Origin of the sequence: Micromonospora maris AB-18-032 (genome assembly GCF_000204155.1) — a bacterium.
GTDB lineage: Bacteria > Actinomycetota > Actinomycetes > Mycobacteriales > Micromonosporaceae > Micromonospora > Micromonospora gifhornensis.
The window spans coordinates 3,963,590-3,990,090 of sequence record NC_015434.1 but is presented as its reverse complement, the minus strand read 5'-3'; the positions used below and the strand labels follow the sequence as shown (position 1 = coordinate 3,990,090).

At 70.7% G+C, this 26,501-nt stretch carries 18 protein-coding genes; 7 read left to right on the top strand and 11 right to left on the bottom strand.

The annotated features are described in order from the left end of the window. Positions 1 to 154 precede the first annotated feature (154 nt). The 3 genes from VAB18032_RS17600 (at position 155) to pdxY (ending at position 4,559) form a co-directional block, all read left to right on the top strand. Positions 155 to 2,911: a M14 family metallopeptidase gene (locus VAB18032_RS17600; protein WP_013734229.1), complete on the top strand. Its 2,757-nt coding sequence runs from the start codon at positions 155 to 157 to the stop codon at positions 2,909 to 2,911. 25 nt (positions 2,912 to 2,936) lie between these two features. Next, a complete protein-coding gene (locus VAB18032_RS17595) occupies positions 2,937 to 3,569 on the top strand; it encodes a hypothetical protein (protein ID WP_013733488.1) in 633 nt (210 codons plus the stop codon). A gap of 138 nt (positions 3,570 to 3,707) precedes the next feature. Further along, positions 3,708 to 4,559, top strand: a complete 852-nt coding sequence (gene pdxY / locus VAB18032_RS17590; RefSeq protein WP_013734228.1) for a pyridoxal kinase PdxY — start codon at positions 3,708 to 3,710, stop codon at positions 4,557 to 4,559. A 167-nt stretch (positions 4,560 to 4,726) separates the two neighbouring features. On the opposite strand, the gene VAB18032_RS17585 is transcribed toward pdxY, so the two are convergent. From VAB18032_RS17585 to VAB18032_RS17555, 7 genes are all read right to left on the bottom strand, one after another. Then, a complete protein-coding gene (locus VAB18032_RS17585) occupies positions 4,727 to 7,108 on the bottom strand; it encodes a WD40/YVTN/BNR-like repeat-containing protein (protein ID WP_126710859.1) in 2,382 nt (793 codons plus the stop codon). A gap of 122 nt (positions 7,109 to 7,230) precedes the next feature. Continuing rightward, a complete protein-coding gene (locus VAB18032_RS17580; protein WP_013734226.1) occupies positions 7,231 to 7,701 on the bottom strand; it encodes a hypothetical protein in 471 nt (156 codons plus the stop codon). Positions 7,702 to 7,718: 17 nt separating this feature from the next. Then, a complete protein-coding gene (locus tag VAB18032_RS17575; RefSeq protein ID WP_013734225.1) occupies positions 7,719 to 8,594 on the bottom strand; it encodes a carbohydrate ABC transporter permease in 876 nt (291 codons plus the stop codon). Beyond that, a complete protein-coding gene (locus tag VAB18032_RS17570) occupies positions 8,591 to 9,589 on the bottom strand; it encodes an ABC transporter ATP-binding protein (protein ID WP_013734224.1) in 999 nt (332 codons plus the stop codon). The genes VAB18032_RS17575 and VAB18032_RS17570 overlap by 4 nt, the downstream gene beginning before the upstream one ends. Continuing rightward, positions 9,586 to 10,866 (bottom strand): ABC transporter substrate-binding protein, encoded by a 1,281-nt coding sequence (locus VAB18032_RS17565; protein ID WP_013734223.1) that lies wholly within the window; start codon positions 10,864 to 10,866, stop codon positions 9,586 to 9,588. Before VAB18032_RS17565 ends, VAB18032_RS17570 begins: the two co-directional genes overlap by 4 nt. Beyond that, the gene (locus VAB18032_RS17560; RefSeq protein WP_013734222.1) at positions 10,863 to 11,696 is read right to left on the bottom strand and encodes a carbohydrate ABC transporter permease; all 834 of its coding nucleotides are present in this window, start codon (positions 11,694 to 11,696) and stop codon (positions 10,863 to 10,865) included. The genes VAB18032_RS17565 and VAB18032_RS17560 overlap by 4 nt, the downstream gene beginning before the upstream one ends. A gap of 116 nt (positions 11,697 to 11,812) precedes the next feature. Further along, positions 11,813 to 13,057, bottom strand: a complete 1,245-nt coding sequence (locus tag VAB18032_RS17555) for a PucR family transcriptional regulator (RefSeq protein ID WP_086011286.1) — start codon at positions 13,055 to 13,057, stop codon at positions 11,813 to 11,815. A 151-nt stretch (positions 13,058 to 13,208) separates the two neighbouring features. On the opposite strand from VAB18032_RS17555, the gene VAB18032_RS17550 reads away from it, so the two are divergent. The 3 genes from VAB18032_RS17550 (at position 13,209) to VAB18032_RS17540 (ending at position 14,981) form a co-directional block, all read left to right on the top strand. Further along, positions 13,209 to 13,640, top strand: a complete 432-nt coding sequence (locus VAB18032_RS17550) for a helix-turn-helix transcriptional regulator (RefSeq protein WP_043721121.1) — start codon at positions 13,209 to 13,211, stop codon at positions 13,638 to 13,640. Positions 13,641 to 13,681: 41 nt separating this feature from the next. Further along, positions 13,682 to 14,113: a VOC family protein gene (locus VAB18032_RS17545; RefSeq protein WP_013734219.1), complete on the top strand. Its 432-nt coding sequence runs from the start codon at positions 13,682 to 13,684 to the stop codon at positions 14,111 to 14,113. A gap of 130 nt (positions 14,114 to 14,243) precedes the next feature. Then, a complete protein-coding gene (locus VAB18032_RS17540; protein ID WP_158309507.1) occupies positions 14,244 to 14,981 on the top strand; it encodes a maleylpyruvate isomerase family mycothiol-dependent enzyme in 738 nt (245 codons plus the stop codon). A 36-nt stretch (positions 14,982 to 15,017) separates the two neighbouring features. On the opposite strand, the gene VAB18032_RS17535 is transcribed toward VAB18032_RS17540, so the two are convergent. The 3 genes from VAB18032_RS17535 to VAB18032_RS17525 are packed head-to-tail and all read right to left on the bottom strand — an operon-like array spanning position 15,018 to position 17,516. After that, positions 15,018 to 15,566: a carboxymuconolactone decarboxylase family protein gene (locus tag VAB18032_RS17535; RefSeq protein WP_013734217.1), complete on the bottom strand. Its 549-nt coding sequence runs from the start codon at positions 15,564 to 15,566 to the stop codon at positions 15,018 to 15,020. A 51-nt stretch (positions 15,567 to 15,617) separates the two neighbouring features. Then, positions 15,618 to 16,172 (bottom strand): carboxymuconolactone decarboxylase family protein, encoded by a 555-nt coding sequence (locus VAB18032_RS17530; RefSeq protein WP_043721114.1) that lies wholly within the window; start codon positions 16,170 to 16,172, stop codon positions 15,618 to 15,620. 39 nt (positions 16,173 to 16,211) lie between these two features. After that, positions 16,212 to 17,516, bottom strand: coding sequence for a cation:proton antiporter (locus tag VAB18032_RS17525; RefSeq protein WP_013734215.1), 1,305 nt, complete (start codon positions 17,514 to 17,516; stop codon positions 16,212 to 16,214). Positions 17,517 to 17,945: 429 nt separating this feature from the next. On the opposite strand from VAB18032_RS17525, the gene VAB18032_RS17520 reads away from it, so the two are divergent. Continuing rightward, positions 17,946 to 26,024 carry a non-ribosomal peptide synthetase gene (locus VAB18032_RS17520; RefSeq protein ID WP_013734214.1) on the top strand — a complete coding sequence of 2,693 codons (8,079 nt, stop codon included), beginning with the start codon at positions 17,946 to 17,948 and terminating at the stop codon, positions 26,022 to 26,024. Between the two features lie 79 nt (positions 26,025 to 26,103). On the opposite strand, the gene VAB18032_RS17515 is transcribed toward VAB18032_RS17520, so the two are convergent. Next, positions 26,104 to 26,475: an FAS1-like dehydratase domain-containing protein gene (locus tag VAB18032_RS17515; protein WP_043724764.1), complete on the bottom strand. Its 372-nt coding sequence runs from the start codon at positions 26,473 to 26,475 to the stop codon at positions 26,104 to 26,106. Between the last annotated feature and the right edge of the window lie 26 nt (positions 26,476 to 26,501).

Below are 26,501 nucleotides of genomic sequence, written 5' to 3'. Positions count from 1 at the left end.
TGATCACTCCTAACGGTCCGGTGTGTGACGTTGCGTAGTCGGTGATGCGGGCAGCGTCTACATCGGATGCCTCGCCGCGCTGCCCGCACGAGTAGAGCGCGGCCGAGGCGCATGCCTAACCCCCACCGCACACCGAGAAGGGGCTACGAGCCTCATGTCCGAATTCCGTACCAGTGCCCGGTGGCGACGCCGGGTACCCATGGCGGCCGCGCTGGCGGCCGGCACCGCGGTGCTGCTGCTGGTCAACCCGGCAGCCGCCGTTGTGTCACAGACCGCCACCACCGGAGTCAGCGAAGTGCCTGAGGACCTCGGCCGGCTGGCCGACGAGCAGGCCAACGTGGTCGAGGTGCTGCTGGCCGACAAGGACGAGTTGGATGCGCTGGTGGCCACCGGCGTCGACCTCGACCACCACGTCCACCAGAGCGAGGACGGCATCGTCGTCCACGCGGTGGTGACCGGTAACGAGGTGGCCGCTCTGACCGCCGCCGGATTCACCTTCGGCGAGGTGCTGCACACCCCGTCCGACTCCGCGGCGCGAATCGCCGAGCGCGAGGCGACCATCGCCGCGCACCTGGCCGAGAACGAGGAGTTCATGGAGGGCGCCGGGTTTGCCGCTCGCGCCGCCGCCTCCGACGTCAAGATCATCCGTGCTGACTACTACACCAACGGCACCAGCCAGGTGCTGTCGGTGGAGGCGAAGTGGGCGCAGGGGCAGAACGCCAACAACGCCCTCACCGTCCAGCGGGACAGCGGGCCGGGCACCGAGATGGGCTCCGGCGGTACGCAGAACATCACCCGCTTCGTCGACGCCGGGGTCTACATGTACCACCGGGGCGCGTCGAACGTGACGAGCAAGCCGGAGTACGTGCAGATCACCAGCCCCACCGGTGACATCGCGGTGGCCAAGGTCAAGGAGTGGCTGCCGATCTCCGGTGACGCTCCCGAGGGCCCGGGCTACCAGAAGGACTTCGTCAACAGCTACCTGACCCCCACGGAGCTGTACGACCGGATCCACACCCTGGCCGCGCAGTACCCGGCCATCTCCGAGATCGTCGAGCTGCCGCACAAGACCAACGGCTACCGGCGCAAGGCACAGGCCGTGCTCGGCAGCGCCAACGCCAACCGGGTCGGCGTCGACTCGCTGGCCTGGGGCCACGAGGGTGGCAACGACATCTCGGTCGAACTGGTCAACCCCGGTGCCGCCGACTCGGCGCTGACGGTGACCGTCACCGGCAACGACGTGCGGGTCAGCCTGGCCACCGACGCCTCCGGCGCGGTCACCAGCACCGCCGCGCAGGTCGCCGCCGCGCTCAACGCGGAGGCGGGCACGCTGCTCAAGGCGTACACCTATCGGGGTAACGAGGGCGCCGGTGTGGTCGCGCCGGCCGCGCCGACCAAGCTGTCGGACGGCCTCTCCGCGCCGGAGTCGGTCTCCCGCGAGCCGCACTCCGTCTACGCCATCCGGATCGGCAAGCACCGCGACGGCTCCAAGCTCGGCGTCCTGGCCTACGCCCAGGAACACGCCCGTGAGTGGGTGCCGCCGCTGGTGACCATCGAGACCGCCGAGCGGCTGCTGCGCAACTACGAGAACGACGCCAACACCCGCGATCTGATCGACAACCTGGACATCTGGATCGCGCCGTCGATCAACCCGGACGGCGGGCACTACTCGTTCTACGACTTCAACTCGCAGCGTAAGAACATGACCAACCACTGCACGCCGGAGACGAACGGGGACTTCCTCGGCCGTACCTCCTGGGGTGTGGACAACAACCGCAACTACACCGAGTACAGCCTCTTCGACGGCTACTCGGGCGCCTCGGCCAGCTGCACCAGCGGCACGTACGCCGGGCCGAGCGAGCTGTCGGAGCCGGAGAACAAGAACGTCGACTGGCTGGCCTCTCGGGGCAACATCAAGTTCTCGATGAACCTGCACTCCTCGGGCAACTACTTCATGTGGTCGCCCGGCGCCTACGCGACCCCGGGCCGGATCTCGGCGCCGCGGCCGACGCTGGCCGAGGAGTCGCTGTTCTGGGGTGCCTCGTCGCGGATCCTCACCGCCATCAAGCGGCACCGCAACCTGGCCGTCACCCCGGCGCGGACCGGCCCGATCGCCGACGTGCTCTACTCGGCGGCCGGCAACTCCGGTGACATGCTCTGGTACAAGTACGGCATCTACGCCTGGAACTTCGAGGTCGGCACGTCCTTCCAGCCGGCGTGGGCATCGGCCAAGGAAGAGACCATGGAGTTCTCCAACGGTCTGGTCGAGATGCTGCGGGTCGCCCGCGACTACGACACCGACACGGCGGCACCGACCAGCACGATCACCGTCGAGCCGAGCGCCACGCCCGGCATGGTCGACGTCACCTTCGACACCAGCGAGCCGGCGGCGGTCTTCTACACCGTCGACGGCAGCCGGCCCACTCTGGAGTCGACCCTCTACGGCTCGGCCGGCGTCCGGGAGGGCGGGGAGACCCTGACCCTGCCGAACGGCACCACCGTGAACTGGTTCTCGGTGGACTCGAAGGGCAACGTCGAGAACGGCTACGTGCCCGACGGCACCGGCACCAACCACAACACGACGAAGGCCTGGGACCCGGAGGCACTGCGGGTCACGGTGACCACCCAGGTGCGGTGTGTGGCCGGCAAGGCGTACGTCGCGGTGCAGGCGCACAACCAGAACGACGCGGCGGTCAGCATCTCCCTGGAGAGCACCTACGGCACCAAGGCCGCCGTCAACGTCGCGCCGGGCGCGAGCACCTTCCAGCAGTTCAACACCCGGGCCGGCACGGTCTCGGCCGGCTCCGCCTCGGCTCACGCCACCGGCACGCTCGGCGGCGAGACGGTGACCACCACCGTCACCGGGGAGTACGCGGCCGTCAACTGCGCCGACCCGCGGCCCGCCCAGTAACTGACAAGCGACGACGGAGAAATTGATGAACACATGGAGTCGTAAGCGGCTGCTGGCCGCCGGTGCGTCCGGTGCCCTGCTGGCCGGGGTGGTGGCGGTGGGTTCGCCTGCCTTCGCTGAGCCGGGTGACGAGGCCGGGGTGGAGGTGACCGTCGAGATCGAGGAGATTCGGGAGCCGGGTGTCCTGGCGATGACGGTGGCCGCCGATTCGGTGTTGTTGTCGGAGGACGGGTCGACGTTGCTGGTCCGCCAGTTCACGGGCACTCTGCCGACGGTGACGGTCACCGACACCCGTACGGCCGACGAGGTGCCGGCGGGTGCCGCGTGGGCGGTGCTGGGTAGCGCGACCGATTTCGTCGGTGACGCGGATCAGGCGCCGATCGGTGCCGGTCACCTGGGTTGGAAGCCGAAGCTGATCGATGGTGGGGACACCGGTCTGGTCAGTGAGGGTGAAGAGGTCGTCACGGTGTTGGACGAGCCGACGCAGCCGGGTAACAACGTGGGTCTGGTGGACCAGGAACTGCTGGTCTCGACCTTCGATTCGGGTGCGGTGACTCCTGGCGAGTACACGGTTGATGCGGATCTGTTCCTGCGGACTCCGGCGGATGTCGAGGCTGGTGCGTACACCTCGACGCTGACCCTGTCCCTGTTCGAGTAAGAAACCGACGGTGCGGGCCACCCCGACGGGTGGCCCGCACCCCGGTGCTGCGACACCGCCGGTGCCGTACGGCCGACATCGAGACAGCTTCGCCCGGGTCCCGACGCGGCCCGCAGCAGCGCCCGCCATGATGAGACGGTGAAAATCCTGTCCATCCAGTCCTCGGTCGCCTACGGCTACGTCGGCAACTCCGCCGCCGTGTTTCCGCTGCAACGACTCGGGCACGAGGTCTGGCCGGTACTGACCGTGCACTTCTCCAACCACACCGGGTACGGCGCGTGGCGCGGGCCGCTGCTGGCCCCGGCCGACGTCGCCGAGGTGATCGCCGGCATCGCCGACCGGGGCGTCCTCGGCGACGCCGACGCGATCCTCTCCGGCTACCAGGGCGACCCGGCGATGGGCGCGGTGATCCTCGACGCGGTGAGCCTGGTCAAGACCGCCAACCCGGACGCCGTCTACTGCTGCGACCCGGTCATGGGTGACGTGGGCCGGGGCATGTTCGTCCGGCCGGGCATCCCGGAGTACCTGCGCGACGTGGTGGTGCCCCGAGCCGACATCGTCACCCCGAACCAGTTCGAGTTGGAGTTCCTCGCCGGCCGTCGGACCGACTCGGTGGTGGATCTGCTGGCCGCCGTCGACATCGTCCGGGCGAGCGGGCCACGGCACGTCCTGGTCACCAGCGTGCTGCACGGTGCCGTACCGGCGGGATCGCTGGACGTGGTGGCGGTCTCCGACGAGGGCGCCTGGGCGGTGACCACCCCGCTGCTGCCGATCAACCCGAACGGCGGCGGCGACGTCACCGCCGCGCTCTACCTCGCGCACCTTCGGATCAGCGGCTCGCCGGCCATCGCGCTGGAACGGACCACCGCCTCGATCTTCGCCGTGCTGGAGGCGACCCTGGCCGCCGGCACCCGCGAACTCCAGCTGATCGCCGCCCAGGAGGCGATCGCCCACCCGCCGAACCGGTTCCCGGCCCGCCGCCTGCGCTAGACCGGCCGCGCCGCACAGGTCGCACCGGCGCTGCTCACGCCGGAGGCCACCTCCAGGGATGGGAGGTGGCCTCCGAACGATCAAGCGGGCGGACCGCCACCGCCCGACCCAGCCGGGTGGTGGTCACCCCGGCGGAACAGGTCCGGTCGGTGGCGGCCGATCAACACCTAGCGGCAGGAGTTCAGCACGCCCACCACGCCGACACCCGGGTTCTTCAGCGGCAGCTTGGTCGACGAGGCCGGGCAACGCGGCACGGTCACGTCGTAGATGCCGCGGCCGAAGGTGGCGGCGGTCAGCTGCCGGCTCGGCTCGTGGTAACGCAGGTACATCACCGGAGCCTGCGGCAGGTTCTTGCCGAGGGCGGCCCACTCCCCGCCGTTCCAGGCGGAGAGGAAGACACCGACGTCGGTGCCGACCACCAGCAGACCGTCGGCGGTCGGGACGATCGAGTTGACCGGCGCATCGGGCAGGCCCTGCCCGATGTTGATCCAGGTCTGCCCACCGTCGCGGGTCATCAGCACGTGTGCCCGGTTGCTACCCGAACGGAAGGCGGAGAAGGTCGCGTACGCGATGTTGGCGTCCTTCGGGTTGACCGCGATCCGGGTGACCCAGGTGCCCGGCAGCTTGGCCTGGTCGACCTCGTTCCAGGTGGCGCCGAGGTCACGGGTCCACCAGACCTTGCCCTCGTCGGTGCCCACGTACAGGGTGTTGCTGTCACTGGGCGCGACGGCGACCGTGGTGATCGTGCCCCACGGGTAGCCGGACGGGTCGTTCGGGCCACCGTTGGTCAGGTCGGGGCTGATCGGGGTCCAGGTACGACCGTTGTCCGTCGACCGGTTCACGATGTTGCCGGCGTAGTACATGACGTTCGGGTCGTTCGGGTCGAACAGCAGCGGGGTGAGCCAGTTGCGCCGCTGCGAGGTGGTCTGGCCGGTACCGATGTTCTGCCGCGGCGTGCCGCCGGCGTTCTCCGAGCGGTAGCAGGCACCGTACTGGCTGCACCCGAAGACGATGTTCGGGTTCTCCGGGTGGATGATGGTCTGCAGACCGTCACCACAGCCGATGGCGTTCCACGGGCCGAGGCGGCCGTTGTAGCCGCGGTTGCAGCCGTTGTCCTGGGCGCCGGCGACCTTGAGGGTCGGGTCGGTCTCCGCCACATCGACCGTGTAGAACTGCGTGTACCGCTCGTCGGTGGCCTTCACCCAGGCGCGGGCACCGTTCTCCTCGGAACGGTAGAGGCCACCGTCGTTGCCGAGGTAGACCCGGCCCGGCACCTTCGAGTCCCAGCGCATGACGTGCTGGTCGGCGTGCACGCCGCCCACGGACGAGAAGCTCTGCGCGCCGTTGGTGGAGCGCATCAGGTTCACACCCATCAGGAACAGGTGGTCGGCGTTGGCCGGGTCGACCCAGATCTTGCCGAACCACCAGCTGAACGTCGACTGCGACGCCTGGTTGGTGCTGATCGGCATCTGCGTCCAGGTGTCGCCGCCGTTGTCCGAGCGGTAGAAGGCCCGGAACGGGCCGATGGCGGTGCCCACGTACGCGTAGAGGCGCTGCGGGTTGTTGGGCGCCACGGCCAGGCCCCAGCGGCCCTGGTCGGCGTCGGTGGGCAGCCCGTTGGTCATCCGCTGCCAGGTCTCGCCGCCGTCGTCGGAGCGCCAGAGGCTGGAACCGGGGCCACCGTAGGTGCGCTGGTGCGGCTCCCGCAGGTGGTCCCACATCGCGGCGTACACCCGGTCGGGGTTGCTCGGGTCGATGATGACCTCGGTGGCGCCGGTTCTGGGGTTCGGCGGGGCGAGCACCTGCCGCCAGCTGTCACCGCCGTTCTCGCTGAGGTAGACGCCGCGCTCGCCGCCGGGGACGAAGAGGTTGCCGCTGGCCGCCGCGAAGATTCGGTCCTCGTTGGTCGGGTCGATGGCGAGCCGGCCGATGGCGTGGCTGTCGGTCAGACCGACCCGCTTCCAGGACTCACCGCGGTCGGTGGAGCGGTAGATGCCGTCACCGCCGAAGGTGATCGAACCGCCGCCGGGCTGCGCCTCACCGCTGCCGGCGAACAGGACGCCGTCGCTGGTCATGGCCAGCGCACCGATGGGCTGGGCCCAGTCGTCCGGCCAGGCCGGGGTGAAGACGTTGCCGGCGTCGCTGGACTTCCACACGCCACCGGAGGCGGCGGCGATGAACAGCTGGTCCGGCACCTGCGGGTCGATGGCGATGTCGACGACCCGGCCACCGATGTTCAGCGGCCCGAAGAAGTCCCACTTCTGGTCGCCGAGCTTGCGGTAGCTGTTCTTGGTGCGGACGGCGAGCTGGTTGGCCTGGCTCCGGGCGTTTGCGTACTTGGTGACCGACAGGCTGGTGCTGCCGTCACTCAACCGCTGGGCGGTCATCCACTCGTCCGGCACCTCCATCGGGCCGGTGGGCAGGTTGGTGGCCAGCGACGGCGCAGCGGGGGGTGGGCTGGACGACGCGGCCAACGCGACCGTGGCGAGCAGCCCGACCACAGCTGTCGCCGCCAGTCCGCGATAGCGTCTCGCAGACGTAAGTCTCATGGGGGTTTCTCCTGATCCGGACGCGAACGGTCCTTCCTGCGCACGCTAGATCGCTGGTCGATGCACGTCACCGAGCATCTGTCGGGAGAACACCCCGTCCGGTTAGGACAGATGTAGGGACGTCATCCGCCGCTGCGGAACTCGGGCAGACCGGCGTCCTCGGAGTCCGGCCCCACCACGACGGTCAGGCTGGAGCCGTCGGCACACAGAGCCGAGGCACGCAGGTACATCCGCCGGGCCTCGGTCCGGGCCAACACCTCGGTCTCGAAGATCTCGTCCTCCACGCGCAGCACGTCGATGTCCGTGCGCTGCTCGTAGTGCGCGCGAACGTCCAGTGGAGACATCCGCAGAGTCGCCTCCACGGTGGTCAGCACGCCCTGCTGCACCACGGCGGTGACCCGCGAACCCTCGGGCAGGGCCAGACCCGGCACGTCGGCGTCGACCTCCGGGTCGTCGTCGATCGGCACCCGGTCGCAGCTGGGCAGATTCGCCAACAGGTCACGCCCGCCGCCGGACGGTGCCGCCGAGCCGTCACCACAGGCGGCCAGCAGCGGGAGGACGACGACGGTGGCGGCCAGTACCCGCAATCTCATCGCAGCAGGATGCCAGCTCATCGCAGCACCCGCCAGCGTCGTACGGCCAGCAGCAGCACGATGATGATCACGGCAGTGATCAGCATCAACAGGATGGTGACGAGTGAGCCGTACGCGAAGCCGGAGAACTCGAAGACCTGGTCGAAGATGTACACCGGCAGGTACAGGGTGGCGTTTGCGGGTCGACCGTCGGTGAGCACGTACGCCGGCACGAAGTTGACCTGGAGGGTGAGGATGATGTCCCGTACCGCCAGCAGCACCAGCACCGGGGCGAGCAACGGCAGGGTGAGCCGCCGCAGCTGACCGAACGGGCCGCAGCCCTCCAACGCCGCCGCCTCGTACAGCCGGCCGTTGAGCAGCCGGCGGGCGGCGAGCACCACCACGAAGCCCTCACCGATGGGGAAGGCCAGCATCAACACCACCCCGATGCGGGCGGTGGTCGGGTCGGCGAGCCAGTTGTAGCCCTGGTGACCGAACAGCCCGAGAAGCTGGTTCAGCGGCCCGTACAACGGGTTGAGCACCCACAGGAACAGCACCGCCAGGGCCACGTCGGGGATGACGGTGGGCAGGTAGACGGCGGTGCGGAACCAGCGTCCGCCCGGACGGGGAGCGGCGAGCAGCAGACCGAGCCCCACCGCGGCGACGAACCGTACCGGCACGGCGAGCGCCACGTGGAACAGGGAGGCTTCCAGGCTGTCGAGCAGGAACCGGTCGTCGAGCATCCGGCGGATGTTGTCCAGCCCGATGAACTGCGGGTCCCGGGTCAGGCCCGTGTGGTCGGTGAACGCGTATCCGAGGTTGAGCAGCGCCGGCACCGCGACCAGCAGCGCCACCGCGATGGCGTACGGGGCGAGGAACGCCCAACCGGTCAGGGGCCGCCGGGGACGGCTCATCGTCGCCGGCCGGTGGTCGCGTCGAACCGGTGCAGCCGATCGGCGCGCAGCCGCACCTCGTCTCCGAGGGCGACGCCGGGGCGCGGGCCGGTGCGCACGATCAGCCGGGTGCCGTCCGGGCAGCGGGTCGACAGGTTCGCCTCGCTGCCCAGCGACTCCACCGCCTCGACGGTGGCGGTGACCGGCCCGGCGTCGTCGAGGGCCAGGTCCTCCGGCCGTACGCCGATGGTCAGGGTGGCGTCGCCGCCGAGGACCCCGCCGCCGGGCACCAGGTTCATCGGCGGGCTGCCGAGGAACCCGGCGACGAACGTGTCGGCCGGCTCGTCGTACACCTGCTGGGGTGGGCCGACCTGGCGGATCTGCCCGTCGGCCAGCACCACCACCCGGTCGCCGAGGGTCATCGCCTCGTGCTGGTCGTGGGTGACGTGGATGGTGGTCGTGCGCAGTTCCCGGTGCAGGGCCAGCAGGTCGGTGCGGGTGGCGAAGCGCAGCGGACCGTCCAGGCTGGCCAGCGGCTCGTCGAGCAGGTAGACGCTCGGGTCGCGCAACAACGCCCGGGCCAGCGCCACCCGTTGACGCTGGCCGCCGGACATCTGGTCGGGGTAGCGGTCCAGCAGGCCGTCGATGCCGAGCCGCTGCGCGGCGGCCCGGGCCCGCTGCTCCGCCTCGGCCCGGCGCACCTTGCGCACCCGCAGGCCGAAGGTGAGGTTGCCCAGCACAGTCAGGTGTGGAAAGAGCGCGTAATCCTGGAAGACCATCGCCACCGCGCGCCGGGGTGGCGGGACCGTCGCGACGTCGACGTCGTCGACCAGGATCCGGCCGCTGTCGGGCCGGTCCAGCCCGGCGATCAGCCGCAGGATCGTCGACTTGCCGGACCCGGAAGGGCCGACCAGCGTGATCAACTCACCGGCCGCCACCTCCAGGTCCACGCCGTCGACGGCGGGCCTGCCGCCGTACGAGCGGGTCAGTGCCTCCAGCCGGATGACGCCTCTCACTTGCCCACCGAGAACAGCGGACGGACCCGGTCCTCCAACTGGCGCAGCCCGTCCTCCCGGTCGATGCGGCCGTAGAAGACCTCGGCCAGCAGGCTGTTGCCCTCCTTCTCCACCCGCGACCAGCTGCCGGTGCGCGGGGTGGCCCGCAGGTACGGTTCCGCGTCGAGGAACACCTGCGAGGACCGGGGCGCCTTGGTCGGGTCGAGGAAGGCGGGGGAGTTCGCCACCTCCAGCCGCGACGGCACCGTACGACCCGACTCGGCGAGGGTGCGCTGCCCGGCGTCGCCCATCGCGTACTCGATGAAGCGCCACGCCGGGCCGTGGTCGGCCAGGCCGGCGCTCATGCAGTACGCGTCGCTGTGCAGGATCGACGCCGGCCTCCCGCCCGGTGCCACCGGCAGCGGCGCGACGTCCCAGGTGAAGTCGGTGATGGTGCGCAGGGTGGGCACGGCGACCCGGCTGTTGAGGTACATGCCGAGGGTGCCGCGCAGGAACCGGGCCTCACTGGACTCGCTCTGCTCCTCGGCGTCCGGCGGCACCACCCCGTGGCGCGACTGGAGGTCGAGGAACCAGTCGACGGCCGCCCGGGAGGACGGGTTGTCGGTGAGGGTCAACCGGTTCGGCTTGTCCGGATCGTCGACCAGCTCACCACCGTTGGACCAGACGAACGGGGCGAGCCGGGGCAGCGACGGGTCGACACCGACGCCGTACCGGCCGTCGCGGGTCAACGCCTTCGCCGCGGCGAGGAAGTCGTCCCAGGTCCAACCCGCGGTCGGGGCGGGAATGCCGGCGGCGGTGAACAGGTCGACGTTGTAGTAGACGACGAGCGAGGACAGGTTCTGCGGCAGGCAGGTCAACTCCCGACCGTCGAACCGGAAGGCGTCCAGGGCCCGCGGGCTGAAGTCGCTCTCCCGGATCTCCTCGCTGGAGTCCAGGTACGACTGCACCGGCTCGATCACCCCCTGCGCGGCGAACTGGCCGTAGCGGCGGTAGTTGAGCAGGAACACGTCCGGCGGCTGGCCCCCGGCGAACGAGGTGGTCAACCGCGCCATCAGTTCGTCCTGGGTGGCCACGGGGGAGAGGGTGACCGGGATGTCGGGGTGGGCGGTGGTGAAGCCGGCGACCAGGTCCCGATAGCCGGCGATCTCCTCGGCGTCACCGAACAGCACCACGGTGATGCCGTCGTCGTCCGTCGCCTTGTCACCGGACGAGCATCCGGTGCCGACCAGCAGCACCGTCAGCAGGGTGGCGCAGGCGCGCCGCCAGAGGGAGGTCATCGGCTTCCTTTCGAGCGAAGCGCCGCCAGTGGATCGTCGGCCAGCAGGACCCGCTGGGCGAGCAGAAACACCAGTACGCACGGCGCGGTGGCGATCACGCTGCCGGCCATCAGCAGCGGCCAGTCCGTCGGGTTGAGCAGCAGCAGGAACCGCAGCCCCAACGGCCAGGTGTAGCGGTCGCCGCTGGTCAGATAGAGCAGCGGGTCGATGAAGTTGGACCAGTGGAAGGTGAAGGCGAGCACCGCCACGGCCAGCGTCGCCGGTTTGACCTGCGGCATCGCCAGCCGTCGCCAGATGGTCAGCCACCCGGCGCCCTCCAGCCGGGCGGCCTGCAACTGGCTGTCCGGGATGCCGCCGAAGCTCCAGGCGTACAGCAGGATCAGGAACGGGCTGACGGCCAGCGCCGCCGGCGCCAGCAGCGGGAGGTACGTGTCGACCGCGCCGAAGAGCCGGAACACCTCGAACCGGGTGGCCCACACGGCGGTGACCGGCACCAGCAGCACGACCAGCAGCGCGAGCAGTGCCCGGCGGCGCGCGGTCCCGGACAGCAGCCGCAGCCCGAATCCGGTCAGCGCGGCCACCAGCACGGTCAGCGGTACGGCCAGCGCCACCACCAGCGCCGAGTTGGCCAGGTACCGGGCCAGCGGCACCAGTTCCGGCAACCGGGTGTACGCGGCGGTGGTGGGATCGGCCGGCCACAGTTCCAGGGTGCGTGGCGGTGGGGAACCGGCCGGTCGCAGCGAGCCGACCAGCATGAACCACAGTGGTGCGACGAAGATCGCCGCGAAGATGGCGGGCACGACGAACCGCCCGAGCCATCGCCCGATCACCGCGCCACCCCCTGCTTTCCGGACCCCTCGGCCGAACCTAGGGATCGGCCCGCCATCGGTCATCGGGCACCTGTCGAAGATCTCGGAGCGGGGTTGCTACGTGTGTCGCAGATGGTCTACTCCTCGGGCCGATGCTGCCCGGTCAGGCGGGCCAGCTTGAGCCCCAGATGCAGGCAGAGCCGCTCGTCGCCGTCCTTGAGGTCGGTGTCGGCGAGTTCCTCGATCCGTTGCAGTCGGTAGTAGAGGGTGGTGCGGTGCAGCCGCAGCCGGGCGGCCGTGGCGTGCGCGTTGCCGGCTTGGTCCAGGTACCGCTCGAGTGTGGTCAGCAGGACCTGACTGCCCGGGGTGGCCAGCAGCCGGGCCAGGCCGGGATGCACGTCGGCCACCGTGAGCTGCTGGTCGCCGAGTCGGGCCAGCGCCCGGTAGCTGCCCAGGCCGGACCAGAAGACGACCCGGCCCAGCGCCGGCAGTTGCGCACCGACCCGTGCCGCGTGCAGAGCCTCGACGTACGACTCGGCGGCGTCAGCCAGCCGCGCCCGCGTCTGACCGACACCGACCACGGTACGTTCCACCGAGCCGAGTGCGCGGGTGACGTGTTGCAGGTCCTCGTCGAGTTGGCGGGCGGCGATCTCGGGCGCGGGCCGTCCGGCGACCGGCTCGGCCGGTAGCAGCAGTATGCCGTGGTCGTGGCGGATCAGATGCAGGGCCTCCCTGATGCCGGCCCGTCGGCGGGCGGCCACCAGCGCCTGTTCCAGCGCGATCCGGGCCAACTCGTCCGGCTGCCGCTGCGCGGGTGCGACAAGCCGTGCCACAAGCGCCGTCCGGGGCCCGTCGGCGGCGATCATCCCCGCCTCCAGCAGGGCACGGGCCGCCTGGTCACGGGTCTCCGGGCTGTCGGCGAGCAGCGTACGGGCCGCCTCGGTCTCCCGTTGCGCGGCCAGTTCGCCGAGCAGGTTCTCCCGGTACAGCGCCAGGGAGAGTTCCTTGAGCAGCCCCGTGGCGGTCAGGTCGACGTCGGTCATGGTGCCGTCGGGATCGATGAACCAGACGTAGCCGAGCAGCAGTTCGTGGTGCCGTACCGGCACGCACAACCGGGGCAGCATGCCGAGGTCCGGCCGGGCAGGAGTGCGTACCGGCCCGCGTGCGTCGGCCAGGCCGAGGTCACGTACCCAGGCGACGACCTCCGGGCTGCTCTGCCGGCGCAGGATCGATGCCCGGCGGACCTCGTCGGTCAGCCCGTTCTGCTCGCTGTACACGACGACCCGTTGCCGACGGTCCTCGATCAGTGCGGGACGTCCGGCGTGGGCGGCGACGGCGTCGACGATGCGTTGCAGTTCGCCCCGCACCAGCCCCCCTCTCATGTTGTGGATCCCTGGCGGGCGGCAGAACCGCCCCGCGCGCCGCCGCCATGATCGGAATCCTGTCTACACCCGGGATAGGCGTACGACCAGGCTGGTTCGTTACAGTCATGCGGATCATTCTCGCGTTGCCTGTCACATAAGCTGGCCCGTGATGAGCCGACCACCGAGCCGTGCTCCCGGCGACCTGCGGGTTCACCTGCGACGGGCACGCGATCACATGGACCGCCACTACACCGAGGCGTTGGACCTCGCCGCCGTCGCGGCCGTCGCCGGCATCAGCAAATATCACTTCCATCGACTGTTCACCATCACGTACGGGCTCTCGCCGGCCGCGTACCTGTCGCAACGGCGCATCGAGCGGGCCCAGGACCTGTTGCGGGCCACCAACCTCACCGTGACCGAGGTCTGTTACGCGGTCGGCTTCGCCAGCCTCGGCTCGTTCAGCAGCCGGTTCCGCGAACTCGTCGGCGAGTCACCAAGCGAGTTTCAGCGCCGTTGGGCGCAGGCCGGCACCCCGCACATCCCGGGCTGTTTCGTGTTCATGTGGGGGCTCGCCGAGCGACGCGACGACGCCGCAAGCTAGGAGAAGCCGCCCCGGCGCCGACCGGGCCTAGCCTGGCTCCCATGATTACGAACGTCTCGCTGACCAGCGTTTTCGTCAAGGACATCGACGCCGCCAAGGCGTTCTACATCGACGTGCTCGGCTTCGTCGAGCGCACCGACATCACCATCGGCGACGGCTCCTACCGCTGGTGCACCGTCGGCCACCCCGGCCAACCGGAGTTGGAGGTGCACCTGCAACTTCCCGGGCCACCGCTGTCGCCGGAGGTGGCCGAGTTGTTCGCCCGGGCGCGCGACGAGGGGAGTCTGTTCGCCCTCGGGCTGGCCGTCGACGACTGCCGCAAGACCTACGACGACCTGCGGGCCAAGGGCGTGGAGTTCCTCCAGGAGCCGGCGGACCGCCCGTACGGGGTGGAGGCCGTGGCCCGCGACAACTCCGGCAACTGGCTGGTCCTGGTCGAGCACAAGGAGTTCAGCCCGGCCGACTTCGACTGACCGGCGCCCGTCGCCTGCCGCCTTGCTGCCTCGCCCGGCGATCCGTGCCGTCGGGCGGGGTGGGTCGCCACCGGTCAGGACGGCACGCGCGCGGATGCCGAGCGCGGTCGACCTCAATACGCTGTCCGACATGCGGGTGTTCGACATGATCGTCGACGAGCGGCACCGGGCCGCCGACCTCCTGGACGGGCTGACGGCCGAACAACTGAGCCAGCCGAGTCTCTGTGCTGGCTGGACGGTCCACGACGTCGCCGCCCACCTCACCACCTACCTGCGCTTCGGCCAACTGAAGATCTACGCCGCGATCGTCACCACCGGCGCCGATTTCGACAGGTTCAACCTCCGGTTGACCCGTCGTGCCGCCCGCCTACCGGTCGAGGAGATCGTGGCGACGCTGCGGCGGCACGCCGCCTCCCGTACCACCATCCCGCGCTCCGGCTACGACCCGGTCCTGACCGACGTGCTGCTGCACGACCTGGACATGCGGGTTCCCCTGAACATTGCCCGCGACATCCCGGAGGAACGGCTCCGGGTGGCGTTCCGTCACCTGACCGACCGGCCGTCACCCGGGTACACGATGGGCGACCGGCTGCACGGTCTGCGACTGGAGGCGACCGACACCGGATGGACGCACGGCAGCGGACCGGTGGTACGCGGTCGCGCCGAAGCCCTGTTGCTCGGCATCGGTGGCCGGCCGTGGGCCTTCGACCACCTGGAGGGCGACGGGCTGGCGCTGCTGCGCACGCGGGTGCGGGACCGGACCCGGCCGGGGACGATCCGTCGCCTGATGGCACCACTGCGGGTGCTCGCCAGCCCGCCACCACGAGACCGACGATCCCGCGACGCCGGGGTGCCCGGAGCGCGGTGAGCAGCGCCGTCGGCTGACCTCAGCGGACGGTGAAAGTCAGACGGTGTTGCGGTAGCCGACGCTGATGACCCGGCGGGCCGTCTCGTCGTAGAACTTCGGATCACTCGGGGCGAAGGTGCCGAGACCGTCGACGTACCGGTTGACCATGCAGAAGGCCGCCGCGATCAGGACGGTGTCGTGGATCTCTTCGTCGGTGGCACCCTCGGTGCGGGCCGCATCGACCAGTTCGGTGGTCACGTCGCGTCCGCTGCGCTGCACCGCCCCGGCGATGTGCAGCAGGGCGCGCAGCTTGGCGGAGATCGGTGCCGTGGCCGGGTCGGCGCGTACCTGGTCGACCAGGGACATGCCCTCGTCGAGCAGCGCGGCGGCGAACGCCGAATGGGCCGAGCAGCAGTAGGTGCACTCGTTGAGGCCCGAGACGTACGCGGCGATCAACTCGCGGTCGGCCGTCGGCAGGCTGAGTGGCCCACGCAGCAGGGTCTCCGCCAGTTCCAGCATCGGCTTGCCGGTGACCGGGCGGTACTTCAACGGCCCCCGTACCCCGGGAAATTCGGTCTCGTCCACGCCCAGGTCGATGTGTGCCATGACGTCACGCCCTCATTCGGTCGGCGAGTTGACAGCGATGACCGGTACGGCTCAGCGGTCCAGCACCGGTAGGTAGCCGTGGGTGGCGATCCGTTCGGACGCCTGCGCGTACCACCCTGGGTCGGCTGCCGGTAGGGTGCCGAGGCCGTCGACGTACCTGTTGAACATGCAGAAGGCCGCCGCGATCAGGACCGTGTCGTGGATCTCGAGGTCGGTGGCACCTTCCGTGCGCGCGGCCTGGACCAGGTCGGCGGTGACGTCGCGTCCGCTGACCTGAACGGCGGCGGCGATACGCAGCAGGGCACGCAGCTTCGCGGAGATCGGAGCGCGGTCCGGGTCGGCGTGAACCTGGTCGACAAGGGGCATGCCCTCGTCGAGTTGTGCCGCCGCGTAAGCCGAGTGCGCCGAGCAGCAGTAGGTGCACTCGTTGCGGCCGGAGACGTACGCGGCGATCAGTTCCCGTTCCCCTGCGGTGAGGGAGTGTGGTCCGCGCAGCAGCACCTCGACCAGGTCGAGCAACGGTCGGCCGGTCTCCGGTCGGAAGCGCAGCGGCCCACGGATGCCGGGGAACTCGGACTCCTGCACCCCCAGATCGATGTGTGCGATCTTGTCACTCTCCTCGATGTCGAAGGTGATCCATAGAATCTAGTGAATTGCCTTCGGCCCCTCAAGGGGCTGACTGTCCGCTGTCGGAAGTTCTCCACCGTGGACTTCGCGGTGCTGGCGGCGGTCCACCAGTCGCAGCGACCAGCCCGTCATGGCGGTGGTGACGAGGGCCATCACGACAAGCGCGAGGTACAGTTGCCCGGTCACGATGCCGGCGGCGTGTCCGGCTTGCAGCAGCGCGATCTCGGTGAGGCCGCGGGCGTTGAGCAGCACCCCGATCCGCTGCGCGGTGTGTGGCGTCTCGCCGGCCAGGCGGGCGCCGACGTAGCTGCCGACGGTCTTGCCGATCACGGCGAGGGCGGTCGCCACGGTGATCGCCAACCACGGGACGGCCGTGGCCCCGGTGGACCAGACGGTGAGGCCGGTGGCGACGAAGAACGCCGGCAGCAGCGCGGTGCCGAGACGGTTGATCCGGGTGACAGCGGCCGCCGTCCAGGGTTGCTTTGCCGGCAGGCACAGCCCGACGAGGAAGGCGCCGGAGATCGCGGTCAGTCCGCCGGACTCGGTGGCGTGTGCGGCGACCAGGGCGACCATGGCGATCACCGCGGCGACGGGGTATGGGTGTCGGGCGAGCGCCGGCGGCACGGTACGGGTGGCGAGCAGACGGCGGAGCAGGAGCGAGGCACCGAGCCCGCCGACGAGCACCAGGATGGCGGTCAGCGCCGCATGGGTGCCGGTGCCGGCGAGACCGACTGCGGTGCCGAGCAGTAGCCAGGCGATCGCGTCGACGACCACCGCGGAGGACAGGGACAGTCTGGCGGCGCGGGTGCCGGTCAGGCGGTGGTCGGCGATGATGCGGGCGAGGACGGGCACCGCCGAGACGGTGAGCGCGATGGTGATGAAGATGAGGAACGCCGGTCGGGGAGCGCTGCCGCGCAGGTCCGGGTCGTTCTGCCAGAGCAGCCACCCGGCCAGTGCGGCGCCGGCCGCCAGCGACGGGAACAGCGTCCCGGCCGTCACCCAGGCGATCACCCGACCACGTAGGGACACTGTGGAGGCGGTGAGTTCGGTGGCGGTGGCGACGAGGAAGAGGACGAGGCCGACGTGACCGCAGAGGTGCAGGACGGTCAGGACGTCGGCGGGAAGTAGGGCCTGGCGGGCGTCCTCGCCGCCGAGCGTCAGGATGAGCGGGCCTGCGAGCAGTCCCAGCGTGATCTCCCCGACCACCCCCGGTTGGCCGACGAACCGGGCGAGCCGGCGGAAGAGGTGAGCGGCGGTGAGGACGATGGTGAGCGCAGCGACGCTGTGCAGCCCGCTGACCGTGTAGCTGACCGCGCCGTTCACAACTGTGACAACTGGTGGGCGGTCGGACCGGACGAGTGGGTGCCGCTCCGGCGTGCTGGCCGGGGCTCGTGCGGGCCGTTGGAACGCGGCCCGCACGGCACCGGATGGGTGGGTTTACCAGGGCCAGTCGATGAGGTGAGGGGTAAGCACCGGACAACCTCCCAACCGTGTGTTGGCGATCCACTACCTGATGCATCGTTACTGATCGCCGTAACTCTTGTAAATATGCGCCGGGTGGGATTCTCGGTAAACCTCGTCCGGTGGGCGGCGCGCGTCCTCGTTGGAGGGTCGAGGGGGATTCGTTGACGCTGCATGCAGTTGACATTACTGTGGTCACGGCTTGAAGACTACAGTCATGCAACAGGCGGGGTGGTTATGGATAGCTTCGGCGATCGGGTCCGTTCACTTCCGGCTGACGAGCGGGACAAGGTGCTCAGGAGGCTCACCGGCAGCCTCGCCGAACCGGAGCAGGACCTGATCAGGCGACGTCCTGACGGCACCCATCCGCTGCCGCTGTCCTACCTGCAGGAGCACCTCTGGTTCCTGGACCGGCTGAACCCGGGAACCAGCACCTACAACCTCGGTGCCACCTTCCGACTGCGCGGACGCTTGGAGATCGGCGCACTCTGCGCCAGCCTGCGCGACCTCGTCGCCCGTCACGAGGCACTGCGTACCACTGTTGTCGACCAGGACGGTCGGCCCGTCCAGGTGGTCCACGACGCCGGGGCCGCCGTGACAGTCGTCGACCTGTCCGGTACCCCGGACGACGAACGCGACAGCACGGTCGCCCGCTGGGCCCGCGAGGCCGTCGACAGGCCTTTCGACCTCGACCGGGAGACCCTGTTCCGGGCCACGATCGCCGTTCTCGGCCCGCAGGACTACCTGCTCGCCCTCACCATGCACCACATCTGCGTCGACGGCTGGTCGTCGCAGACTCTGCTCGCCGAGTTGACCGAGCTGTACCGGGCCGCGGTGACCGGCACCGAACCGGCGCTGGGCGTACCGCAGGTGCACTACCCCGACTTCGCGGTCTGGCAGCGCAGCCGAGGCGACGAACTGCTGACCGGGCAGCTGGACTACTGGCAGCGGACGCTGCGGGACCTGCCGACGTTGGCGATGCCCACCGACTTCCCCCGGCCGGTCGTACCCTCCGACCGCAGCGAGAGCGTGACGACGGTCCTTCGCGGCGCGGTGGTACCGGCCCTGCGCGAGCTGTCCCGTCGGCGCGGCGCGACGCTGTTCATGACCCTCGTCGCGGCCTTCGACGCGGTCCTGTCCCGCTACACCGGTCAGGACGACATCGTCATCGGCACCACCACCACCGGCCGACACCGTCCGCAGCTGCCGGAGATGATCGGCCACTTCGTGAACATGGTCGTGCTCCGCACCGATCTCGGCGGCAACCCCACCTTCGACGAACTGCTCGACCGGGTACAGCAGACGGTGCTGGGTGCCTGGCGCAACCAGGACGTACCGTTCGAGAAGGTCGTCGCCGCGGTGCGTCCGGACCGGGAAGCCGGGCGCAACCCGCTGTTCCAGGTGGGGTTGCAACTGCTGCCCGGTGCCGCTGCCGGTGCCGCGCTGGACCTGCCCGAGGTGCGCGCCGCACTTGTCGACGCCGGACTGGACCGGCATCCGTTCGACCTGTCCCTGACCGTTCGGGAGGACGACGAGGCGCTGCACATCACCGCCGACTTCCGCACCGACCTGTTCGCCGTACCCCGCATCGAACGACTCGTGGGGCATCTGTGCACCGTGCTGGAGGCGGTGGCGGCGAACAGCGGCACCGTACTGGGCGAGCTGCCGATGCTCACCCCGATCGAGCGTGAGCGGGTCCTGGAGGCCTGGCAGGGTGCCCGCCGGCCGTACCTGCGGGAACCGGTGCACCTGCAGATCGCCGCCCAGGCCGCGCGGACGCCGCGCACCGTCGCGCTGCGCCACGGCGACGAGCAACTGACCTACCGTGGGTTGATCGAGCGTGCCGACCGCCTCGCCGGGTACCTGCGGGGTCGCGGAGTCGGACACGAGGACATCGTCGGGGTCGCCCTGGAACGTGGCATCGACACAGTCGTCGCCTTCCTCGCCACGATGAACGCGGGCGCCGCGTTCCTCCCACTGGATCTCGCCCACCCCCGCAACCGGCTCGCCTACCAGCTCGACGACGCGGGCGCCAAGGTGGTGATCAGCCACTCCCGGGTACGGGATCGCCTCCCCGACAGCACCGGCTGGGAGCCGGTCTGGTTGGACCTCGACGCCGCCGCGATCGACGCCGCGCCGGCATCCGCCGATCCCTCGCCCGTCACCGAGTCCTCGCTGGTCTACGTCCTCTACACCTCCGGTTCGACCGGACGGCCCAAGGGCGTGCTCATCGAACACCGGGCACTGTCCAACTTCGTCTCCTGGATGACCGGGGTGTTCGAACTCGGACCCGGCGATCAGATGTTGCAGTACGCCGCGGTCAACTTCGACCTCGCCGAGGGGGAGATCTTCTCCGCGCTCACCTCCGGAGCGACCCTGGTGCTCGCGCCGGAGCAGCTGCGCAGCGACCCCGGTTCGCTGTCCGGGGTGATCGAGGCCGAGGGCATCACCTATCTGGGCGCTCCGCCGGCGGTGCTGAGCCTCATCCCGTCGGCGGATTACCCACTGCTGCGCAAGATCCTCGTCGGTGGTGAGGCGTTGCCCGGGGACCTGGTGAACCGGTGGCGGGCCCCGGGCCGTCGCTTCGTCAACGGGTACGGCCCCACCGAGGTCACCATCGGGTGCAGCTACTACGTCTGCGAGCACCGGGAATGGCGGGGACAGCCGCCGATCGGTCGGGCCATGCCGAACCGCTTCGTCTACGTGCTCGACCGTTTCGACAAGCCCAGCCCGGTCGGGGTGCCCGGCGAGATCACCGTCGGCGGTGTGGGGCTGGCTCGCGGCTACCTCAACGCCCCGGAGCTGACCGCCGCCCGGTTCGTACCGAACCCGTTCCGTCCCGGTGAGCTGATGTACCGCACCGGAGACCTCGGCATGTGGAGCGAGACCGGCCAGTTGCAGTTCCTCGGGCGCATCGACACCCAGGTCAAGTTGCGCGGCGTACGGATCGAGCTGACCGAGATCGAGGCCTGTCTGGCCAGCCATCCGGAGGTACGCCAGGCCGCCGTCCTGCTCCGTACGGACCTGCCCGGCGGTCCCCGGCTCGTCGCGTACCTGGTTCCCGGGTCCCGGGTGCCGGGGGAGGCCGAACTGCGCGCACACCTGACCCGGGAACTGCCCGCCGGCGTCGTACCCGGCAGCTACGTCGTACTTGACGAACTGCCCCTGACCACGGTGGGGAAGATCGACCAGGCGGCACTACCCGCGCCGCAGCTCACCGAGGGACGCGTGCCGCGTACCGAGACGGAGCGGGTGCTCTGCGAACTCTTCGCCGAGGTGCTCGGGGTAAACACGGTCACCATCGACGACAGCTTCTTCGACCTGGGCGGGTACTCGCTGCTCGTGGTGCGGCTGGTGAACCGGGTACGCGAGCGGCTCGGTGCCGAACTGGAGATCCGGACCATCTTCGACACGCCGACCGTGGCAGGGATGGCGCACACGTTGGACGGCGGCAGCGGCGCGGACGACCGGGATCTCGCGGCACCGACCGAACAGCCGCAGGTCGAGGCGCCGGTCGAGCAGCCGCAGGTCGCGGCACCGGCCGGGCAGCCGCAGGTCGCGGACGCCGGTGCGGTCCCGGCTGGCGAGCCGGGACGCCCGGAGCGGGTGCCGCTCTCCTACGCCCAACGGCGGCTGTGGTTCCTGGCCCAGATGGAAGGCCCCAGCGCCACCTACAACGTGCCGATGGCGTTGCGGCTGACCGGGCCGCTGGACCCGGACGCCCTGCAGGTGGCGCTCGACGACGTGGTGGGCCGGCACGAGGTGCTGCGTACCGTCTACCCGCAGTTCGACGGCGAACCGACGCAGCACGTCGTGGCCGACGCCCACGTACCGCTGATCCGCCCGGACGTCACGCCGGGACAGCTGCCGCACCTTCTCGCCGACGCTGCCGCAACCGTCTTCGACCTCGCCGTCGACCTGCCGGTCCGGGCGTGGCTGCTGCCCACCGGGCCGCAGGAGCACGTGCTCATGATCGTCCTGCACCACATCGCCAGCGACGGGCTCTCCCTGCTGCCGCTGCTGACCGATCTGGGCACCGCCTATGCGGCTCGCCGCGACGGGTCGGCGCCGACCTGGCCACCCCTGCCGATGCAGTACGCCGACTACACCCTGCGCCAGCGGGCGCAACTCGGCGAGGTCACCGACCCCGACAGCCCGCTGGGCCGGCAGCTCGCCTACTGGAAGCGTACGCTGGCGCAGCTGCCGGCGGCGTTGCAACTGCCCGCCGACCGGCCCCGGCCCCCGGTCGCCAGCTACCGGGGTGACCTGCTCACCTTCCCGATCGACGCCGAGCTGCACGCCCGCCTGCTCGACCTGACCCGACGCCACCGCGTCAGCATGTTCATGCTCTTGCAGGCCGCGTTCGCCGCCCTGCTGACCCGCCTCGGCGCGGGCACCGACATTCCCGTGGGCGCACCCACCGCCGGGCGGGCCGAGGCCGACCTCGACGCCCTTGTCGGCTTCTTCGTCAACACCCTGGTGTTGCGCACCGACACCGCCGGCAACCCCACCTTCGCCGAACTGCTGACCCGGGTACGCGACACCGACCTCGCCGCCTTCGCCCACCAGGATCTGCCCTTCGAGCTGCTCGCCGAGGCGCTCAACCCGCCGCGTGCCGCCGGGCACCACCCCCTGTTCCAGGTGGTGCTCCAGGTCAACAGCGGTGGGGCGGGTGGCCTGCCGCCGCTGGGCGACGTCACCGTGACCGCGGAGCTGGTCGACCTGCACGTGGCCAAGTTCGACCTGGTGCTCGGCGCGGAGGAGAGCTACACCGAGGCGCGACCCGCCGGCATCCTCGGCTCGTTCGAGTACGCCACCGATCTGTTCGACCGGGACACCGTGGCGCGGCTGGGGGCGCGGCTGGTCCATCTTCTCGACGCGGTCAGCCGCGATCCGGCGCAGCCGCTGGACGCCATCGACCTGTTCCTGCCGGGTGAACGCGAGCGGGTGCTCGACGAGTTCAACCGCACCGACCGACCCGTACCCGACACGGTGCTGCCCGATCTGTTCGAGGCGCAGGTGCGGCGCAGCCCTGAGGCCACCGCCGTCATCGCCGACACGGGTGCCGTCAGCTACGCGACGCTCGACGAGGCGGCGAACCGGCTGGCGCATCATCTTCTCGCCCACGGGGTCACGCCCGGGGGGATCGTCGCGGTGGCGATCCCCCGACGGGTCGAGCTGATCGTCGCCCTCTACGCCGTGCACAAGGCCGGTGCGGCGTACCTGCCGTTGGAGACCGACCACCCGGCCGAGCGACTGCGGTACGCGGTACGGCACAGTCGACCGACCCTCGTGCTGACCACCGGCGACACCGAACTCCCCGACCTCGGCGTACCGGTCGTGGTCCTGGACGATCCCCGGACCCGCACCGAGCTGGCCACCCGGCCCGCCACCCCGCCGGCGCGCGACCTGCACCCCCGACACCCCGCGTACGTGATCTACACCTCCGGGTCGACCGGGCGGCCGAAGGCGGTCGTGGTGTCACACCACGCGATCGTCAACCGGCTCGCCTGGATGCTGCACCACTATCCGCTCGACGCCACCGACCGGGTGTTGCAGAAGACCCCGGCCGGGTTCGACGTGTCCGTGCCGGAGTTCTTCGGGCCGCACCAGGTGGGTGCCACGCTCGTGCTCGCCGCACCGGGGGAGCAGGCCGACCCTGGTCGCCTCGCCGCGCGCATCCGCGACGACGCGGTCACCGTCGTGCACTTCGTACCGTCGATGCTGCGGACGTTCCTGGCCGAGCCCGCCGCGGCGACCTGCACCGGCCTGCGGCGGGTCTTCGTCAGCGGGGAGGAGCTTCCGACTGCGGTCCAGCGGCGCTTCCAGCAGCTGTTCGACGCGGAACTGCACAACCTGTACGGGCCCACGGAGGCGGCCGTCGAGGTCAGTGCCTGGCAGTGCCGTGCCGACGAGCCGGGACCGGTGCCGATCGGACGACCGGTCTGGAACACCCGCCTCTACGTCCTCGACGACCAGCTGAACCCGCTGCCCATCGGTGTCACCGGCGAGCTGTATCTGGCCGGTCGCCAGCTTGCCGACGGCTACCAGCACCAGCCGGGCCTTACCGCCCAGCGGTTCCTGCCCGACCCGTACGGTCCGCCGGGTGCCCGGATGTACCGCAGCGGTGACCTCGCCCGGTGGCGGGCCGACGGCGCGCTGGAGTTCCTGGGGCGGGTCGACGACCAGATGAAGATCCGTGGCCTGCGCATCGAGCCGCAGGAGGTGGAGGAGGCCCTCACCCGGCACACCGGCGTGGCGTCCGCCGCGGTCGCTGCCCATCCCGCCCCGGACGGCGGCGCCCAACTCGTCGGTCACCTGGTGCCGGACCCGACGGCGGAACCGTTGCTGCACCGCCTGGCGGCGCTGCGCGCGACCGAGTCACTGCCGTGGCAGACCCTCCCGGACGGCACCGCGGTGGTGGCCCCGGACCGGGCCACCACCCAGTTCCTGTACCGGGAGCTGTTCGAGGACGGCCCGGTGTCACCGGCACGTCTGGAGCTGCCCGCCGACGCGTGCGTGTTCGACGTCGGCGCACACGTCGGCATGTTCAGCCTCGCCCTGCACCGCGCCCACCCGGATGTGGTGACGTACGCCTTCGAGCCGGTGCCCGCCCTGCACCGGATGCTGGCGGCCAACACCGCCCTGTACGGACTGACGGCGCAGACCTTCGCCCACGGCCTCGGCGACACCGAGGGCGAGGTCGACTTCACCTACTACCCGCACCTGTCGATCATGTCGGGCCGGTACGCCGACACCGCAGCCGACGCCCGCGTCGTCCAGGGGTACGAAGGGGTGTCGGCGGACAGCCCGCACTGGGCTGAGCTGCGCGACGAGCGACTGCGACCGGAACGTGTGACAGTCGCGCTGCGCACCCTGTCCGCCGTCATCGACGAGACCGCCGTGTCGCGCATCGATCTGCTCAAGGTCGACGTCGAACGCAGCGAACTCGACGTGCTGCGCGGCATCCGCGACGAGCACTGGCCGCTGATCCGGCAGGTGCTCGTGGAGACCGACAACGCCCGCTCCGACGAGGTCGGCGACCTGCTGGCCCGGCACGGTTTCGCGGTCACCCGGCACACGCCGGAACTGCTCGCGGGCACCGGGTTGGTCAGCCTGCACGCCGTCCGTCCCGACCACCCGTCGCGGTCCGCGCCCCCGGCGCAGGTCGGGTGTCCCCGTACGGAGGCGGAGTTCGTCGCCGAGGTGCGCGACGAGGCCCGCCACGTGCTACCGGCGCATCTGGTGCCGCAACGCCTCGTCCTGCTCGACCGGCTTCCGCTGTCGGCGAGCGGCAAACTCGACAGGTCCCGGCTGCCCGCACCCGGCCGGGACGGAGGTCGGGGACGAGCACCGCGTACCCGTGACGAGGAGATCGCCTGCGGGATCGTCGCCGAACTGCTGCACCGGGACCAGGTCACCATCGACGACAACTTCTTCGACCTGGGTGGGCACTCCCTGCTGACGGTCCAACTGGTCAACCGGATCGCCGCGGCCACCGGACGGCAGCTCGGCGTCCGGTCGGTGTTCGTCACCCCGACCGTCGCCGGGCTGCTCTCCGACGCCTCCGAGCACGGCGGCCTCGACGTCCTGCTGCCGCTGCGAACCACAGGTGACCGTGCGCCGCTGTTCTGCGTACACCCGTTCACCGGGCTCAGCTGGGGCTATGCGGGACTCGCCCGGCACCTGGAGTCCGACCGACCGTTGTACGGCCTCCAGTCGCCGCTGCTGACCGATCCGGACTCGGCCGAAGCTGACGTCGCGGCCCTCGCGGAGCGGTACCTCGAACGGATCCGCGCGGTCGCGCCCCAGGGGCCGTACCACCTGCTCGGGTGGTCCTTCGGAGGCCTGGTGGCCCACGAGATCGCGGTCCGGCTGCGGGAGCGGGGCGAGCAGGTCGGAGTGCTGGCACTGCTGGACGCCTACCCGGTGCCGCAGCAGGGCCCGGCGGCCCAGCCGCCCACGCCGGCCGAGGTGCTCGGTGTGCTCACCGGTGACCCCGAGCTGCGCCGTACCGATCACGGCCTGTCCGTACTGCCCGACGACGAGGAACTCGCCCGGCTGGTACGGGAGGCGAACCCGGCGCTGGCCCAGTTGCGGACCGCGGAGATCGCCGGGATCGCCCGCGCCGCCGCCGGGCACGTCGAGGCGATGCGCCACCACCTGCCCCGCCGGTACGACGGCGACCTGCTCTTCGTCACCGCCACCGAGGACCGGCCCGAGCAGGCGCCCACCGCGGACGTGTGGGAGCCGTACGTGGGCGGTCAGGTGACCCGGGTCGACGTGGCGGCGAACCACTGGTCGATGACCGAACCCGCGCCGCTCGCGCGCATCGGGGCGGCGCTGCGGCAGCGACTGGACGAGGCGTAGCGCACCACGACGTCGGGCACCTCCACCCCTCGGGGGCGGAGGTGCCCGACGATCGTGCGTGAGGTGCGCAGGTGAGCGGTCAGCCCGCCGGGGGGACCACCACTGTGGCCTCGGCGGTGACCGCGACGACCGGCGGTTGCAGCGGCTGCGCCGCGGTGACCCCCCGCTCGGGGGTGGCCCGGCAGAGCACCGAACAGGTCAGGGCGACGGTACGGGACCGGGTACGCACCCGGGTCACCGTGGCCGTGAACTCGACGACGTCACCGGCCCGGATCGGGGCGTGGAACTCGACGGCCCGGTAGCCGGCGAGCAGCCCTTCGTCGCCGTCGGTCCGGATGGCGAGTTCGGTGACCGCGTCGCCGAACCCGGCCAGGGCGTACGCGCCGTTGACGAGGTCGCCCGCGTAGCGGACGTCGGCGCGGGAGACATAGCGCCGGTGGGCCACGCTCATGCCGAGCCGCGGGTCGGTGTCGGGGC